This is a genomic window from Streptomyces sp. NPDC026538, from assembly GCF_055567535.1.
In genome coordinates this window covers 1,164,271-1,179,046 of sequence record NZ_JBVHQG010000001.1, presented here as the reverse complement: position 1 = coordinate 1,179,046, position 14,776 = coordinate 1,164,271, and the positions used below count along the sequence as shown (strand labels likewise).

The 14,776-nt window shown below is 72.6% G+C and carries 14 protein-coding genes; all 14 read left to right on the top strand.

Annotated elements, in window-relative coordinates; genetic code table 11:
* The first annotated feature begins 17 nt into the window (after window positions 1–17).
* The gene (locus ACZ4N4_RS05305) at window positions 18–1,484 is read left to right on the top strand and encodes an FAD-dependent monooxygenase (protein WP_467584589.1); all 1,467 of its coding nucleotides are present in this window, start codon (window positions 18–20) and stop codon (window positions 1,482–1,484) included.
* Window positions 1,485–1,610: 126 nt separating this feature from the next.
* Window positions 1,611–1,940 carry a TcmI family type II polyketide cyclase gene (locus ACZ4N4_RS05300; RefSeq protein WP_217549284.1) on the top strand — a complete coding sequence of 110 codons (330 nt, stop codon included), beginning with the start codon at window positions 1,611–1,613 and terminating at the stop codon, window positions 1,938–1,940.
* On the top strand, window positions 1,937–3,211 hold the full coding sequence (locus tag ACZ4N4_RS05295) for a beta-ketoacyl-[acyl-carrier-protein] synthase family protein (RefSeq protein ID WP_467584586.1): 1,275 nt from the start codon (window positions 1,937–1,939) through the stop codon (window positions 3,209–3,211). Before ACZ4N4_RS05300 ends, ACZ4N4_RS05295 begins: the two co-directional genes overlap by 4 nt.
* A complete protein-coding gene (locus ACZ4N4_RS05290; protein WP_467584584.1) occupies window positions 3,208–4,416 on the top strand; it encodes a ketosynthase chain-length factor in 1,209 nt (402 codons plus the stop codon). Before ACZ4N4_RS05295 ends, ACZ4N4_RS05290 begins: the two co-directional genes overlap by 4 nt.
* A gap of 301 nt (window positions 4,417–4,717) precedes the next feature.
* Window positions 4,718–4,993: an acyl carrier protein gene (locus tag ACZ4N4_RS05285; RefSeq protein ID WP_467584581.1), complete on the top strand. Its 276-nt coding sequence runs from the start codon at window positions 4,718–4,720 to the stop codon at window positions 4,991–4,993.
* A 107-nt stretch (window positions 4,994–5,100) separates the two neighbouring features.
* Window positions 5,101–5,886 (top strand): 3-oxoacyl-ACP reductase FabG, encoded by a 786-nt coding sequence (gene fabG / locus ACZ4N4_RS05280; RefSeq protein WP_467584578.1) that lies wholly within the window; start codon window positions 5,101–5,103, stop codon window positions 5,884–5,886.
* A gap of 29 nt (window positions 5,887–5,915) precedes the next feature.
* Window positions 5,916–6,854 (top strand): aromatase/cyclase, encoded by a 939-nt coding sequence (locus ACZ4N4_RS05275; protein WP_467584576.1) that lies wholly within the window; start codon window positions 5,916–5,918, stop codon window positions 6,852–6,854.
* Window positions 6,855–6,857: 3 nt separating this feature from the next.
* Window positions 6,858–9,146: an SDR family oxidoreductase gene (locus tag ACZ4N4_RS05270; RefSeq protein WP_467584573.1), complete on the top strand. Its 2,289-nt coding sequence runs from the start codon at window positions 6,858–6,860 to the stop codon at window positions 9,144–9,146.
* A gap of 4 nt (window positions 9,147–9,150) precedes the next feature.
* Complete coding sequence (locus ACZ4N4_RS05265; RefSeq protein ID WP_467584570.1) at window positions 9,151–10,671, top strand: MFS transporter; 1,521 nt, start codon at window positions 9,151–9,153, stop codon at window positions 10,669–10,671.
* Window positions 10,672–10,673: 2 nt separating this feature from the next.
* Window positions 10,674–11,129, top strand: a complete 456-nt coding sequence (locus tag ACZ4N4_RS05260; RefSeq protein WP_467584569.1) for an acyl carrier protein — start codon at window positions 10,674–10,676, stop codon at window positions 11,127–11,129.
* An 8-nt stretch (window positions 11,130–11,137) separates the two neighbouring features.
* Window positions 11,138–11,983, top strand: coding sequence for a 4'-phosphopantetheinyl transferase family protein (locus ACZ4N4_RS05255; RefSeq protein ID WP_453578531.1), 846 nt, complete (start codon window positions 11,138–11,140; stop codon window positions 11,981–11,983).
* Window positions 11,984–11,990: 7 nt separating this feature from the next.
* Window positions 11,991–13,598: an acyl-CoA carboxylase subunit beta gene (locus tag ACZ4N4_RS05250; protein WP_453578533.1), complete on the top strand. Its 1,608-nt coding sequence runs from the start codon at window positions 11,991–11,993 to the stop codon at window positions 13,596–13,598.
* Entirely contained in the window at window positions 13,595–14,164 is a 570-nt protein-coding gene (locus ACZ4N4_RS05245; RefSeq protein ID WP_467584566.1) for an acyl-CoA carboxylase subunit epsilon, read from the top strand. Before ACZ4N4_RS05250 ends, ACZ4N4_RS05245 begins: the two co-directional genes overlap by 4 nt.
* 35 nt (window positions 14,165–14,199) lie before the next feature.
* The gene (locus tag ACZ4N4_RS05240; protein WP_467584564.1) at window positions 14,200–14,775 is read left to right on the top strand and encodes a nuclear transport factor 2 family protein; all 576 of its coding nucleotides are present in this window, start codon (window positions 14,200–14,202) and stop codon (window positions 14,773–14,775) included.
* The last annotated feature ends 1 nt before the right edge of the window (window position 14,776 follow it).

Genomic DNA, 14,776 nt, shown 5'->3' with positions numbered 1-14,776 from the left:
CGTTCCCGAGGAGTGTCATGGACGCACAAGTCATCGTCGTGGGCGCCGGGCCGGCCGGCATGATGCTCGCGGGCGAGCTACGGCTCGCGGGCGCCGACGTCATCGTTCTGGAGAAGCTGCCCGCGCGCACCGGAGAGTCACGCGGCCTCGGCTTCACCGCCCGCACCATGGAGGTCTTCGACCAGCGCGGACTGCTGCCCCGCTTCGGGGACATCGAGGTCAGCAACGTGGGCCACTTCGGCGGCCTGCCGGTCGACTTCGGTGTCCTCGACGGTGCCCACCAGGCTGCCAAAACGATCCCTCAGTCGGTCACCGAGACCGTCCTGGAGGAGTGGGCCGGCCGGCTCGGCGCGGACATCCGGCGCCGGCACGAGGTGCTGTCCGTCAAGGAGAAGGAGGACAGCGTCGAGGTCGAGGTGCGCGGCCCCGAGGGCGTGCACCGGCTGCGCGCCGAGTACCTGGTGGGCTGCGACGGCGGCCGGTCCACCATCCGCAAGGCCGCCGGCTTCGACTTCCCGGGCACGCCGTCGACGCTGGAGATGTACCTCGCCGACGTGCGCGGTATCGAGCTGGAGCCCCGGATGATCGGGGAGACCCTGCCCGGCGGCATGGTCATGGTCGGCCCGCTGCCCGGCGGCATCACCCGGCTGATCATCTGCGAGCGCGGCACCCCGCCGCAGCGCCGGGAGAAGCCGCCCACCTGGGCGGAGGCCGCGGCGGCCTGGCAGCGGCTGACCGGCGACGACATCTCGCACGCCGAGGCGGTGTGGGTCTCGTCCTTCGGCGACGGGACGCGCCTGGTCACCGAGTACCGGCGCGGCCGGATCCTGCTCGCCGGGGACTCCGCGCACATCCATCTGCCGGCCGGCGGCCAGGGCATGAACACCAGCATCCAGGACGCCGTGAACCTGGGCTGGAAGCTGGGCGCGGTGGTGCGCGGCCGGGCGCCGGAGGCGCTGCTCGACACGTACCACGACGAACGGCACCCGGTCGGGCAGCGGCTGATGATGAACACCCGGGCCCAGGGCCTGCTGTTCCTGTCCGGGCCCGAGGTGCAGCCGCTGCGCGACGTGCTGAACGAGCTGATCCGCTATCCCGAGGTCAGCAAGCACCTGGCGGCGATGGTCTCCGGCCTGGAGATCCACTACGACCTCGACGGGGGCGCGGGCGCGCTGCTGGGCCGACGGCTGCCGAACGTGCCGCTGGCCGGCCACAAGAGGGTGGCCTCCAGCACGGAGGCGCTGCGCTCCGGGCGGGGCGTCCTGCTCGACCTCGCCGACAACGCGAGGTTGCGGGAACGCGCCTGGGCCTGGCGGGACCGGGTGGACGTGGTGACGGCGGTGGCGGAGCTGCCGGCCGACAGCCCGCTCGCGGGTACCACGGCCGTGCTGGTGCGGCCCGACGGTTACGTGGCCTGGGTGGCGCCGGGCAGTCACGCGGATCTGCCGATGGCTCTTGAGCGGTGGTTCGGGCCTGGGCGGTGAGGCAGTGCCGCGTGTTCGTCGTCTTGCGGCTGCCCCGCCGTCGTGGCTTGTCGCGCCCACGCGGCGGCAGCCGCAAATCAATGCAGCCCCGCGCCCCCTTCGAGGCGCTTTCCTTGAGGAGTTTTCATGCACAGCACCCTGATCGTCGCTCGTATGGAGCCGGCTCACAGTCAGGAAGTCGCGCGGTTGTTCAAGGAGTTCGACGAGACCGAGATGCCGCATCTCATGGGCACCCGGCGGCGTGAGCTGTTCGCCTACCGCGGGCTGTACTTCCACCTCCAGCACTTCGACACCGACAACGGCGGTGAGCTGATCGAGTCGGCCAAGACCGACCCGCGGTTCGTGCGGATCAGCGAGGACCTCAAGCCGTTCATCCAGGCGTACGACCCCGCCACCTGGCGGTCTCCCGCCGACGCGGTCGCCACGCGCTTCTACGACTGGGAGGGCCGGGCGTGAACGCCAGGCGAGTGGTCATCACCGGGGTCGGGGTCATCGCCCCCGGTGGTGTCGGCACGAAGAACTTCTGGAACCTGCTCAGCGAGGGCCGTACCGCGACCCGCGGCATCACCTTCTTCGACCCCTCCTCCTTCCGGTCCCGGGTCGCCGCCGAGGTCGACTTCGACCCGGAGGACCACGGGCTCAGCCCGCAGGAGATACGCCGGATGGACCGCGCGGCCCAGCTGGCCGTCGTCAGCGCCCGCGAGGCGCTCGCCGACAGCGGACTCGACCTGTCCGGCGCCGACCCGCACCGGATCGGGGTCACCATCGGCAGCGCGGTCGGCGCGACCATGGGCCTCGACCAGGAGTACCGGGTGGTCAGCGACGGCGGCCGGCTCGACCTGGTCGACCACACCTACGCCGTCCCGCACCTCTACAACTACCTGGTGCCCAGCTCCTTCGCCGCCGAGGTGGCCTGGTCGGTGGGTGCCGAGGGCGCGGCCACCGTCGTGTCCACCGGCTGCACCTCGGGTCTTGACTCCGTCGGGCACGCCGTCGAGCTGATCCGGGAGGGCTCCGCCTGCGCGATGATCGCCGGCGCCACCGACGCGCCGATCTCCCCGATCACCCTCGCCTGCTTCGACGCCATCAAGGCCACCACCCCGCGCAACGACGACCCCGAGCACGCCTCCCGTCCCTTCGACGGCACCCGCAACGGGTTCGTGCTGGGTGAGGGTTCGGCCGTCTTCGTCCTCGAGGAACTCGAGGCGGCGCGCAGCCGGGGGGCGCACATCTACGCCGAGATCGCCGGGTACGCCTCCCGCTGCAACGCCTTCCACATGACCGGACTGCGCCCGGACGGCGCCGAGATGGCCGAGGCGATCACGGTCGCTTTGGGCGAGGCACGTCTCAACCCCGACGCCATCGACTACATCAACGCGCACGGCTCCGGCACCAAGCAGAACGACCGTCACGAGACCGCCGCGTTCAAGAAGAGCCTCGGCGACCACGCCTACCGGACCCCGGTGTCCTCCATCAAGTCGATGGTCGGGCACTCGCTCGGCGCGATCGGCTCCATCGAGATCGCCGCGTCCGTCCTCGCCATGGAGCACAACGTCGTGCCCCCGACGGCGAACCTGCACACCCCCGACCCCGAGTGCGACCTGGACTACGTGCCGCTCACCGCCCGTGAGCACCGCACCGACGCGGTGCTCACCGTGGGCAGCGGGTTCGGCGGCTTCCAGAGCGCGATGGTGCTCGCCCGACCGGAGAGGAGCGCGGCAGCATGAGCACGCGCACGGTTGTGACCGGGCTCGGCATCGCCGCGCCCAACGGCCTCGGTACCGCCGACTACTGGGCGGCGGCCCGCGCCGGCAAGAGCGGGATCGCCCGGGTCACCCGGTTCGACCCGTCCGGATACCCGGCGAAACTGGCCGGGGAGGTCCCCGGGTTCAGCGCCGGGGAGCATCTGCCGAGCCGGCTGCTCGCCCAGACCGACCACATGACCCGGCTCGCGCTCGTCGCGACGGACTGGGCGCTGGCCGACGCGGACGTCAGCCCGGCCGACCTGCCCGCGTACGACATGGGCGTGGTCACCGCCAGCTCGTCGGGCGGTTTCGAGTTCGGCCAGGGCGAGCTGCAGAAGCTGTGGAGCCAGGGCAGTCAGTTCGTCTCGGCATACCAGTCGTTCGCCTGGTTCTACGCCGTCAACAGCGGCCAGATCTCCATCCGCAACGGGATGAAGGGGCCGAGCGGGGTCGTCGTGTCGGACCAGGCGGGCGGCCTCGAGGCACTGGCCCATGCGCGCCGGCAGATCCGGAAGGGGACGCGGCTCATCGTCTCCGGGGCGATCGACGCGTCCATCTGCCCGTGGGGGTGGGTGGCGCAGCTGGCCAGCGCCCGGCTGTCCACCTCGGAGGAGCCCGAGCGGTCCTACCTGCCGTTCGATGCGGCCGCGGCCGGGCATGTGGCCGGCGAGGGCGGGGCGATCCTGATCCTGGAGGCCGAGGAGACGGCCGCGCGGCGGGACGCCCGGGTGTACGGGGAGATCGCGGGATACGGCGCGACGTTCGATCCGGCGCCGGGGAGCGAGCGGCCGCCGGGGCTGCGCAAGGCGATCGAACTGGCCCTCGCGGACGCGGGCGTGGACGCGGCCGACGTGGACGTCGTGTTCGCCGACGCGGCGGCCGTGCCGGAGCTGGACCGGGTGGAGGCGGACGCGTTGAGCGACGTGTTCGGGCCGCACGGGGTGCCGGTGACGGCGCCCAAGACGATGACCGGGCGGCTCTACTCGGGGGCGGCGCCGCTGGACGTGGCGACGGCGCTGCTCGCCATCAGGGACGGGGTCGTGCCGGCGACGGTGCATGTCTCGCCGGAGGCGAGTTATGACCTCGACCTGGTGGTGGGGGAGCCGCGGCTGACCGAGGTACGGACGGCGCTGGTGCTGGCGCGGGGCTACGCCGGGTTCAACTCGGCGATGGTCGTGCGGGCGTAGGCCGAAATCCGTAGGGGCGTGCGTCGGGGGGGGGGGGGCGCCCGCGGGCCCGTCGTGGTTGCTCGCGCAGTTCCCCGTGCCCCTGACGGGGCGCTGCCCAGCCGGCTCCTCTTCAGCCACCCGGCAGCGCCACCCTGCAAGCGCCGGTAAGCGTCCCCCCCCCTCGGCCCCCCGCCCCCACCGACCCTCGCCCCCCAAGACACACCCGCCCTTCCGGCCCACCACTCTCTCCCACGCCGGGCCGGAAGGGCGGGTGTTCCCGTTCCTGGAACCGATTCGCACAACCGAAAGGAAGATCACCGTGGCCACCCAGTCCTTCACCCTCGACGACCTCAAGCGGATCCTGCTGGAGGCCGCCGGCGCCGACGAGAGCATCGACCTCGACGGGGACATCCTCGACACCGACTTCGAGGAGCTCAGCTACGAGTCGCTCGCCATCCTGGAGACCTGCGGACGTATCGAGCGGGAGTACGACATCACGCTCGACGACACCGTCGTGACCGAGGCGAAGACCCCCCGCGAGCTGCTCGCCCTCGTCAACACGCAGCTCGGCGACGTCGCCGCCTCCGCGGCCTGACCTCTTTCCATCCCCCCGGCCGCCGGCGCCCGCCCCCCTTCGTTCCGGGCGCCGGCGGCATCCCCATGCCCTGAAGCACCTGAACGCCCTGAAAGGGAGCGGCAGACATGTCCGAACAGCAGCAGAAGGTCGCCCTGGTCTCCGGGGCCACCAGCGGAATCGGCCTCGCCTCGGCGCGGCTGCTGGCCCAGCAGGGCCACCGCGTCTTCATCGGCTCCCGGGACGCCGCGAACGTGGAGCGGACCGTCAAGGAACTGCGCGCGGAGGGACTGGAGGTCGACGGGACCACCCTCGACGTCCGGTCCGCGCTGTCCATCGCGAACTTCGTCCAGGCGGCCGTCGACCGGTACGGCACCGTCGACGTCCTGGTCAACAACGCCGGCCGGTCCGGCGGCGGGGTGACCGCCGACATCGACGACGAGCTCTGGTACGACGTCGTCGAGACCAACCTCAACAGCGTCTTCCGCCTCACCCGCGCCGCCCTCACCACCGGCGGCATGCGGGACAAGAGCCGTGGGCGGATCATCAACATCGCCTCGACGGCGGGCAAGCAGGGCGTGGTGCTGGGGGCGCCGTACTCCGCCTCCAAGCACGGGGTGGTGGGCTTCACCAAGGCCCTGGGCAACGAGCTGGCCCCCACCGGCATCACCGTCAACGCCGTCTGCCCGGGTTATGTCGAGACCCCCATGGCCCAGCGCGTCCGTGCCGGCTACGCGTCCGCCTACGCCACCTCCGAGGAGGCCATCCTCGACAAGTTCACGGCGAAGATCCCGCTCGGCCGCTACTCCACCCCCGAAGAGGTCGCCGGACTCGTCGGCTACCTCGCCTCCGACACCGCCGCCTCGATCACCGCCCAGGCCCTCAACGTCTGCGGCGGCCTCGGCAACTTCTGAAAACCCCGGCATCTTCTAGGAGTTCACCCATGTCCGAGTCCAAGGAAGTCGAGCACGAGATCACCGTCTCGGCGCCGGCCGCCGAGGTCTACCGGCTGATCGCCGACGTGGCCAACTGGCCGCGGATCTTCCCGCCGACCATCTACGTCGACCACCTGGAGCGCTCCGGCCACGAGGAGCTCATCGGGATCTGGGCCACCGCCAACGGCGAGGCAAAGAACTGGACTTCGCGCCGGGTGCTGGACCCCGACGGTCTGCGGATCACCTTCCGGCAGACGGTCTCCACCCCGCCCGTCGCGAGCATGGGCGGCACCTGGATCATCGAGCCGCTCGACGACGGCACCGCCCGGATCCGGCTGCTGCACGACTACACCGCCGTCGACGACGACCCGGCCGGGCTCGCCTGGATCGACGAGGCCGTCGACCGCAACTCCCGTTCCGAGCTGGCGGCACTGAAGACCAACGTCGAACTCGCCACCGCCTCCGAGGAACTGACCTTCTCCTTCGAGGACACCGTCGAGGTCGACGGCTCCGCCAAGGACCTCTACGACTTCGTCAACGAGGCCGACCGCTGGTCCGAGCGGCTGCCGCACGTGGCGACCGTCCGCCTCACCGAGGACACCCCGGGCCTGCAGACCCTGGAGATGGACACCCGCGCCAAGGACGGCTCGACGCACACCACCAAGTCGTACCGGGTCTGCCTGGACGGCCGGAAGATCGCCTACAAGCAGACCACCCTGCCGGCCCTGATGAACCTGCACACCGGCTACTGGACGTTCCGCGAGACCGACGCGGGCACCTTCGCCTCCTCACAGCACACCGTCGTGCTGCGCCCCGAGAACATCGAGAAGATCCTCGGACCGGACGCGGGGGTCGCCGAGGCCCGCGCGTACGTCCAGGGCGCGCTCAGCACCAACAGCCGCGCCACCCTGAACCACGCCAAGGCGTACGCCGAAGCGAGGCGCTGACCCATGGCCGGTGCCGACGCTGTCGAGACGCACGTCGTGGTGGTCGGCGCCGGACCCGTCGGGCTGATGCTCGCCGGAGAACTGCGGCTCGGCGGCGCCGAAGTGACCGTACTGGAACGGCTGGACGCCCCGACGACGGAGTCACGGGCGTCCACCCTGCACGCCCGCACCATGGAACTGCTGCGGCAGCGCGGTCTGCTCGACGGGCCCGGCGGCTTCGGCGACCCCGAGCCACCGCCCCACGAACCCCGCGGCCACTTCGGCGGCCTCCCGCTCGACCTCACCCTGCCCAGCAGCCACCCCGGGCAGTGGAAGGTCCCGCAGACCCGCACCGAGGAACTCCTCGGCGCCTGGGCGGAGCGGCTCGGGGCGCGGGTGCTGCGCGGCCACGAGGTCGTCGCCCTGCGGGAGGACCGGGACCGGGTGGTCGTCGTCGCCGAACACGGCGCCCGGAGACGTGAGTTCACGGCGGGGTACGTCGTCGGCTGCGACGGCGAGCACTCCGTCGTACGACGGCTCGCCGGCATCCCCTTCCCCGGCAACGACGCCGGCCGGGAGCTGATCCGCGCCGACGTCGACGGCATCGACATCCCGAACCGGCGGTTCCAGCGGCTGCCGGCCGGGCTCGCCATCGCGGCCCGGCGCGGCGACGGCGTCACCCGGGTGATGGTCCACCGGTTCGGCACCCCGCCCCGCGGCTCGGGCGAGGCGGAGTTCGCCGACATCGTGACCGCCTGGCGGGACGTCACCGGCGAGGACATCGCGCACGGCACCCCGCTGTGGGTCAACTCGTTCGGCGACGCCTCCCGGCAGGCCGAGCGCTACCGCGCGGGCCGGGTGCTGCTCGCCGGCGACGCGGCCCACCAGCAGATGCCGATCGGCGGCCAGGCCCTCAACCTCGGCCTCCAGGACGCCGTCAACCTGGGCTGGAAGCTCGCGGCCACCGTCCTCGGCCGGGCCCCGGCGGGGCTGCTGGACACCTATCACGACGAACGGCACGCGGTCGGGCGCCGCGTCCTGTCCAACATCCGCGCCCAGGCCCGGCTGCTGCTCGGCGGCCCCGAGGTGGACCCGGTGCGCTCGGTCGTCGGCGAACTCACCTCGTACGAGCGGGTCCGGGCGCACCTCGCCGGGATGATCAGCGGTCTCGACGTGCGGTACGGCGACGCTCCGTACGGCGACGAGCAGCCCGGGCTCGTCGGAGCGCGGCTGCCCGAGCTGCGGCTCGACTCGGGGGCGACCACCGCCGAACTGCTGCACTCGGCACGGGGTTTGCTGCTCGTGACGGACGAGTCGCTGGCCGGGGCGGCCGACGACTGGTCGGCCTCCGTCGACACGGTCACCGCACGGCCCCTGGACACCGGCCCGCTCTCCTCGGGGGCCGTGCTCGTACGACCCGACGGTTACGTCGCCTGGGCCGGCGGCTCGGCGGACGGGCTGCGCGAGGCCCTGGGCCGCTGGTTCGCGCGCACCGCGCCCACCACGCGTGCCGCCGTCCGATCATCACAACTGACTGGCAGGAGAAGGAAGATGGGCAACCTGACCGGAAAGACCGCCCTTGTCACCGGCGCCAGCCGGGGCATGGGCCGGGCCACCGCCGAGCGGCTCGCCGCCGACGGCGCGCTGGTCGCCGTGCACTACGGCACCAGCGAGGAGGCCGCCGCCGAGGTGGTCGCCGGCATCGAGAGGGACGGCGGCCGGGCGTTCGCGGTACGCGCCGAACTCGGCACCCCCGGCGACGTCCACGAGCTGTTCCTCGCCCTGGAAGCGGGGCTGAAGGAGCGCACCGGCGAGACCGAGCTGAACATCCTGGTCAACAACGCCGGTGTGATGGGCGGGGTCAAGGCCGAGGACACCACCCCGGAGCAGTTCGACCGGATCTTCGCGGTCAACGCCCGGGCGCCGTTCTTCGTCATCCAGCGCGCCCTGGTCAACATGCCCGACGGCGGCCGGATCGTGAACATCTCCTCGGGGCTGACCCGGTTCGCCAACCCGGACGAGATCGCGTACGCCATGAGCAAGGGCGCGGTGGAGCAACTCGCCCTGCACTACGCCAAGCTGCTCGGCCCGCGCGGCATCACCGTGAACAGTGTCGCTCCCGGCATCACCCGCAACGGCAACCCGGTGTTCGGCATCCCCGAGGCCGTCGAGGCCATGTCGGCGCTGTCCACCTTCAACCGGGTCGGCGAACCGCAGGACGTCGCCGACGTGATCGCCTTCCTCGTCTCCGACGACGCCCGCTGGGTCACCGGCTCCTTCGTCGACGCGAGCGGCGGCACGCTCCTCGGGTGACGCGGTGACCAGGACCCTTCCGTCACCGGTCGCCGCCGGCCCGGACGAGCGGTTCGGCCCCCGGCTGTGGGGCCTGCTGCTCGTCCTCGCGGGCAACATGCTCATCGACGCGCTGGAGGTGTCCGTGGCGGTGGTGGCGCTGCCCGCCATCGGCACGGACCTGGGAGCGGCGCCCACCGTCACCCAGTGGGCGATGACCGGCTTCGCCGCCGGCTTCGGCGGCCTCCTCCTGTTCGGCGCCCGCGTGGTGACCCTTCTCGGTCGCCGCCGCGTCTACCTCGCCGCCCTCCTCGCCTTCGCCGCCGCCTCCGCACTCAGCGCCCTCGCCCAGGACCCGTGGCTGCTTCTCACCACCCGCCTGATCAAGGGCTTCTGCGCGGCCCTCACAGCCCCCACCGGCCTCGCGATCATCACCAGCACCTTCCCCGAGGGCAGGCCCCGCAGCAGGGCGGTCTCGGTCTACACCCTCTTCGGCGCGGGCGGCTTCACAGCAGGCCTGATCCTCTCCGGCTGGCTGACGGAAGCATCCTGGCGCTGGGCGTTCGCCTTTCCGGCGCCGGTGGTGCTGGTGCTGTTCGCCTTTGGACTGAGGCTGATTCCAGGCGCCCCAAAGGGGCGCGGGGCTGTATTGGATGTGCGGCTACCGCCGCGTGGGCGCGACCAGCCCCCACCGAGCCGCACCCGAACGACGACGTTGCAGCGCTACGACATCCCGGGCGCCCTTACCCTCCTGGGCGCCCTGCTGGCCCTCGTCCAAGGCGTCACCCAACTCGCCACCCACCGCTGGAGCGACCCGAGAGCCGTCGGGCCGCTCTGCGCCGCAGCCCTGCTGCTGATCGCGTTCGCGCAGATCGAGCACAGATCGGCCGACCCCCTGCTCAAAGTCGGCCCCGCGCTGCGCAGCAACCCGGCCCTGCTCCGCTCCGCGGCCGGCGCCGCCTGTCTCAACGGCTCCTACCTGGGCCTCCTGTTCGTCCTGACGTACCAGACCCAGACGCTGGCCGGCTGGTCCCCCCTCCGCGCCGCCGTCGCCCTCACCCCGGCCGCCGCACCCCCGGCGCTCACCGCCCTGGCCTCCGGCCGCCTGGTCGCCAAGTTCGGCGCCCCCCGTCTCATCGTGGCCGGCGCCGCCTGCGCGTTCGCGGGCTACCTGCTCCAACTGCGTCCGGATCCGTGGCCGTTGGACTACCCGGGCCGGATGCTGCCCACGCTCCTGCTGGTCGGCGCCGGCTTCGTGCTGTCCTTCGCCGCGCTGAACATGCAGGCGATGTCCCGCCTCGCCCCCGCCGACAGGCTCACCGGCAGTGGCCTGTACCAGACGGCCGTACAGCTCGCCGCGGTCGTCACGGTCGCGCTCGTCGCCGCCCTGCTCGCCGCATACGCACCCGCCCCGGGCCCGGCCGCGGCGGCCGCCGCCTGCCGGCCCGCGCTGACCCTGGTCGCCGTCCTCGGTTTCCTGGGCCTGCTCGTCGGCCTCACCGGCCTGATCCGAACCCCACCCTCCTCACTCCACGACGGGGAATGACCATGGACCAGACAACGCAGACCTGGGTCTTCGACGACCTGGAGGACGCACTGGACGACTTGGACTACGAGTTCGAGCGCGACCAGATCGTCGAGGTGGCGCCGCCCAGCCTCGTGCACCTCGCCTCCGTCGGCCTCGCCGAGCGCACCCGGATCATCGACGCGTACGTGCGCGGCGAACTCGCCCGGGTGCTGCGGGTGTCACCCGAGAGCATCGACACCGTGGGCCGCCCGATGAACAGCCTGGGCATCGGGTCCATCAACGGCCTGGAGCTGCAGCGCCGCATGGAGGCCGCGCTGCGCGTCGACGTCAACCTCAACCGGCTGCTGCGCGCCAACAGCGCCGCCGAGCTGGTCGAGTGCCTGGCCGGACAGCTCGGCCCGGAGGACAGCCCGCACAAGCACGCCGGGAAGGACGAGTACCACCTGGTCGCGCACGACGTGCCGAGCCCGAGGTGATCGGGCAGATGCCGGTCCTGGAGTTCGGCGCGGCCACCCTCGCGGCCGCGCCCAGGCTGCCGGCGGCCGGGCAGCTGGACGTCTGGATGGTCCGCCGGGCGCAGCTGGAGACCGCGGCCGAGCTGCTCGACCTGACCGAGCTGAGCGAGGCGGAGCGCAGGCGGACCGCGTCCTTCGTCCGGCCCACGGACGGGGTGACGTACGCCTCCGCGCATGTCGCCCTGCGCCGGCTGCTCGGGGCCTACCTGGGGCTGGCCCCGCAGGACGTGCCGTTCGTGCGGGAGCCCTGCCCGGGCTGCGCCGAGCCGCACGGCCGCCCGGCCGTCGCCCACCCCGACCCGCCGCTGCACTTCTCGCTGGCGCACAGCCACGGCATGGCCGTGGTGGCCGTCTCCCGTACGGTCGTGGGCGCCGACGTGGAGCGGCTGCCGCGGGCCGAGACCGTCGAGGTGTGCACGCCGGCGCTGCACCCGGGGGAGCAGGCGGAGCTGGCGGCGTTCGACGACGCCGGGCAGCGGCGCGCCGCGTTCGGGCGGCTGTGGACCCGCAAGGAGGCCTATCTCAAGGCGCTGGGCACCGGTCTGTCCCGCGACCCCGGCCACGACTACCTGGGCGCCGACCCGTACCGCAGGCCGGCCGGGTGGACGCTGCTCGACCTGCCGTCGGGGCCCCGGCACAACGCGGCCGTCGCGGTGCGCGGCGGGGCGCCGGAGCAGGTCACCGTGCGCTGGGTGCCGCCGGTCGCGCTGTACGCGGGACAGACGGTCGACCTGGACGCCGACGGCACCGTGGGCGTGCCCGTGCACCGGGGCGCCGAAGGCACGACCACCGGAGTATCCGACTGGGGAGCGTGACCCACCAATGTCACTCGAACAGAAATCCGGCCGCCCGAGCCTCCACGACCGTGAGCATCGCGGCCAGTGGAGCGCCGCCGAGCGGATCGAGGAACTCGGCCTCATGAAGGAGGCCGCCCGGCACGGCGATCCGCTGGCCACCGAGCGCCAGCACGCCAAGGGCAAGCTCACCGCGTACGAACGTATCGAACTCCTGCTCGACGAGGGGTCGTTCAACGAGGTCGAGATGCTCCGCCGGCACCGGGCCACCGGCTTCGGCCTGGAGAAGAAGCGCCCGTACACCGACGGTGTGATCACCGGCTGGGGCACGGTCCACGGCCGTACCGTCTTCGTCTACGCGCACGACTTCCGCATCTTCGGCGGCGCCCTCGGCGAGGCCCATGCCCAGAAGATCCACAAGATCATGGACATGGCCGTCTCGGCGGGCGCCCCGCTGGTGTCCCTCAACGACGGTGCCGGCGCCCGGATCCAGGAGGGCGTCTCGGCCCTCGCCGGCTACGGCGGCATCTTCCAGCGCAACACCCGCGCCTCCGGCGTGATCCCGCAGATCAGCGTGATGCTCGGCCCGTGCGCGGGCGGCGCGGCCTACTCACCGGCCCTGACCGACTTCGTCTTCATGGTCCGGGACATCTCCCAGATGTTCATCACCGGACCGGACGTGGTCAAGGCGGTGACGGGCGAGGAGATCACCCAGAACGACCTCGGTGGCGCCGACGTGCACGCCACCGCCTCCGGCGTGGCCCACTTCGCCTACGACGACGTACGCAGCTGCATGGAGGACGTGCGGCACCTGCTGTCGCTGCTGCCGTCCAACAACCGCGACCTGCCGCCCCGGGTGCCCACCGACGACCCCGCCGACCGGCGCACCGACCACCTCCTGGAGCTGGTCCCGGAGGACCCGGGCCGGGTCTACGACATCCGGTCCGTCATCGAGGAGATCGTCGACCACGGCGACTACTTCGAGGTCCAGCCCGGCTGGGCGACCAACGTGGTGTGCGCGCTGTCCCGGCTGGACGGCGAGGTCGTCGGCATCGTGGCCAGCCAGCCGGCCTCCTTCGCCGGTGTCCTGGACATCGACGCCAGCGAGAAGGCGGCGCGGTTCGTCCAGTTCTGCGACGCCTTCAACATCCCGCTGGTCACCCTGATCGACGTACCGGGGTTCCTGCCGGGCGTGGACCAGGAGCACAACGGCATCATCCGGCGCGGCGCGAAGCTGCTCTACGCCTACTGCAACGCGACCGTGCCCCGGATCTCCCTGGTGCTGCGCAAGGCGTACGGCGGCGCGTACATCGTCATGGACTCCCGCTCCATCGGCACCGACCTGGCGCTGGCCTGGCCGTCCAACGAGATCGCCGTGATGGGCGCCGAGGGCGCGGCGAACGTCATCTTCCGCCGGGAGATCGCGGCCGCGGACGACCCCGAGTCCACCCGCGCGCAGAAGATCAAGGAGTACCAGGCGGAGCTGATGCACCCCTACTACGCGGCCGAACGCGGACTGATCGACGACGTCATCGACCCGCGGCAGACCCGTAGCACCCTGATCCGCGCCCTTGCGATGCTCCGCAGCAAGCAGGCCGACCTGCCGTGCCGCAAGCACGGCAACCCGCCGCAGTGAGCGCGGCGGAGGCCGTGACCGGCCTGGACGGCACGGGCAGTATCGGCGGTGCGGGCCGTATCGGCGGTGCCGGCCGTATCGGCGGTGCGGGCGGCACCGGCGGCCTGGACGCTTGTGGCGGCTCGGGCGGTGCCGGCGGCTCGGGCGGCTTGGACGCTTGTGGCGGCTCGGGCGGCTCGGGCGGTGCCGGCGGCTCGGGCGGTTCCGGCGGCCTGGACGCATCTGTCGGCTCGGGCGGTTCCGGAGGCTCGGGCGGCTCGGGCGTTTCCGGCGGCTCGGGCGGCACTCGCGGCCTGGACGCCACCGGCGGCACGGACGCCACCGGCGGCACGGACCGCGGCGGTGGCACGGACGGTGCCCTGGTCATCCGGGTCGTGAAGGGCGCGGCGAGCCCCGCCGAGCTGGCCGCGCTGACCACCGTCCTGCTGGCCCGCGCGGCCGCCCTGGCCGCGGCGGACCCGTGCCCGCTGGAGTCCCGTCCGGTGGCCGGCTGGCGCCGTCCGGAACGCCTCGCGGCGCACCGGGACCCCCGCGGCTGGCGCCTCGCGGGCAGCCCCGCGGCCTGACCGGCCCCCTCACCCGAATTGGAGTCACGGACCCCATGACGTCCCCGTCCCTCGACCGCGCCGGCACGGTCCTCGAACTGCGTGCCGAACTCGACGCCCTGCGCGCAGAGTTCGCCGTACTCGCGGACCGCGCGGCCGTCGCCGAACTGATCGACCGCTACATCACCCTCCTCGACACCCAGGACGAACACGGCTTCGACCCCGCCTGGCCGGCCACGGTCTTCACCCCGGACTGCCGGCTGGAGTTCCCGGTCGGCACGGTCGAGGGCCGCGACCAGGCCGCCGCCTTCCACTACGACCGCAAGTCCCGCTTCGCCCGTACCCACCACCTGGCCGCCAACTACGGCATCCGGGTCGACGGGGACACCGCCCGGATCCGGATCCACCTCATCGCGTCCCATGTGCACCACGACGACGGTCCGGACCCGGACGGCCGCTTCGACATCGGCGGCCACAGCGAGGGCGAGGCGGTCCGCACCCCGGACGGCTGGCGGCTCAGCCGCTGGCGCTTCCACCTGATGTGGTCCGACGGGGCCGGCCCGCGCCCCGGTCTCGACCCCCGTGCACTGCGCAGTTCCCAGCCACGCCCACGCCAGACGAAAGGACGATGAG

What these genes read in the sequence shown, in the direction of transcription:
- ACZ4N4_RS05305 (WP_467584589.1), top strand. Translation starts at nt 18, where the DNA reads ATGGACGCACAAGTCATCGTCGTGGGCGCCGGGCCGGCCGGCATGATG.
- ACZ4N4_RS05300 (WP_217549284.1), top strand. Translation starts at nt 1,611, where the DNA reads ATGCACAGCACCCTGATCGTCGCTCGTATGGAGCCGGCTCACAGTCAG.
- ACZ4N4_RS05290 (WP_467584584.1), top strand. Translation starts at nt 3,208, where the DNA reads ATGAGCACGCGCACGGTTGTGACCGGGCTCGGCATCGCCGCGCCCAAC.
- fabG (WP_467584578.1), top strand. Translation starts at nt 5,101, where the DNA reads ATGTCCGAACAGCAGCAGAAGGTCGCCCTGGTCTCCGGGGCCACCAGC.
- ACZ4N4_RS05275 (WP_467584576.1), top strand. Translation starts at nt 5,916, where the DNA reads ATGTCCGAGTCCAAGGAAGTCGAGCACGAGATCACCGTCTCGGCGCCG.
- ACZ4N4_RS05270 (WP_467584573.1), top strand. Translation starts at nt 6,858, where the DNA reads ATGGCCGGTGCCGACGCTGTCGAGACGCACGTCGTGGTGGTCGGCGCC.
- ACZ4N4_RS05260 (WP_467584569.1), top strand. Translation starts at nt 10,674, where the DNA reads ATGGACCAGACAACGCAGACCTGGGTCTTCGACGACCTGGAGGACGCA.
- ACZ4N4_RS05255 (WP_453578531.1), top strand. Translation starts at nt 11,138, where the DNA reads ATGCCGGTCCTGGAGTTCGGCGCGGCCACCCTCGCGGCCGCGCCCAGG.
- ACZ4N4_RS05250 (WP_453578533.1), top strand. Translation starts at nt 11,991, where the DNA reads ATGTCACTCGAACAGAAATCCGGCCGCCCGAGCCTCCACGACCGTGAG.
- ACZ4N4_RS05240 (WP_467584564.1), top strand. Translation starts at nt 14,200, where the DNA reads ATGACGTCCCCGTCCCTCGACCGCGCCGGCACGGTCCTCGAACTGCGT.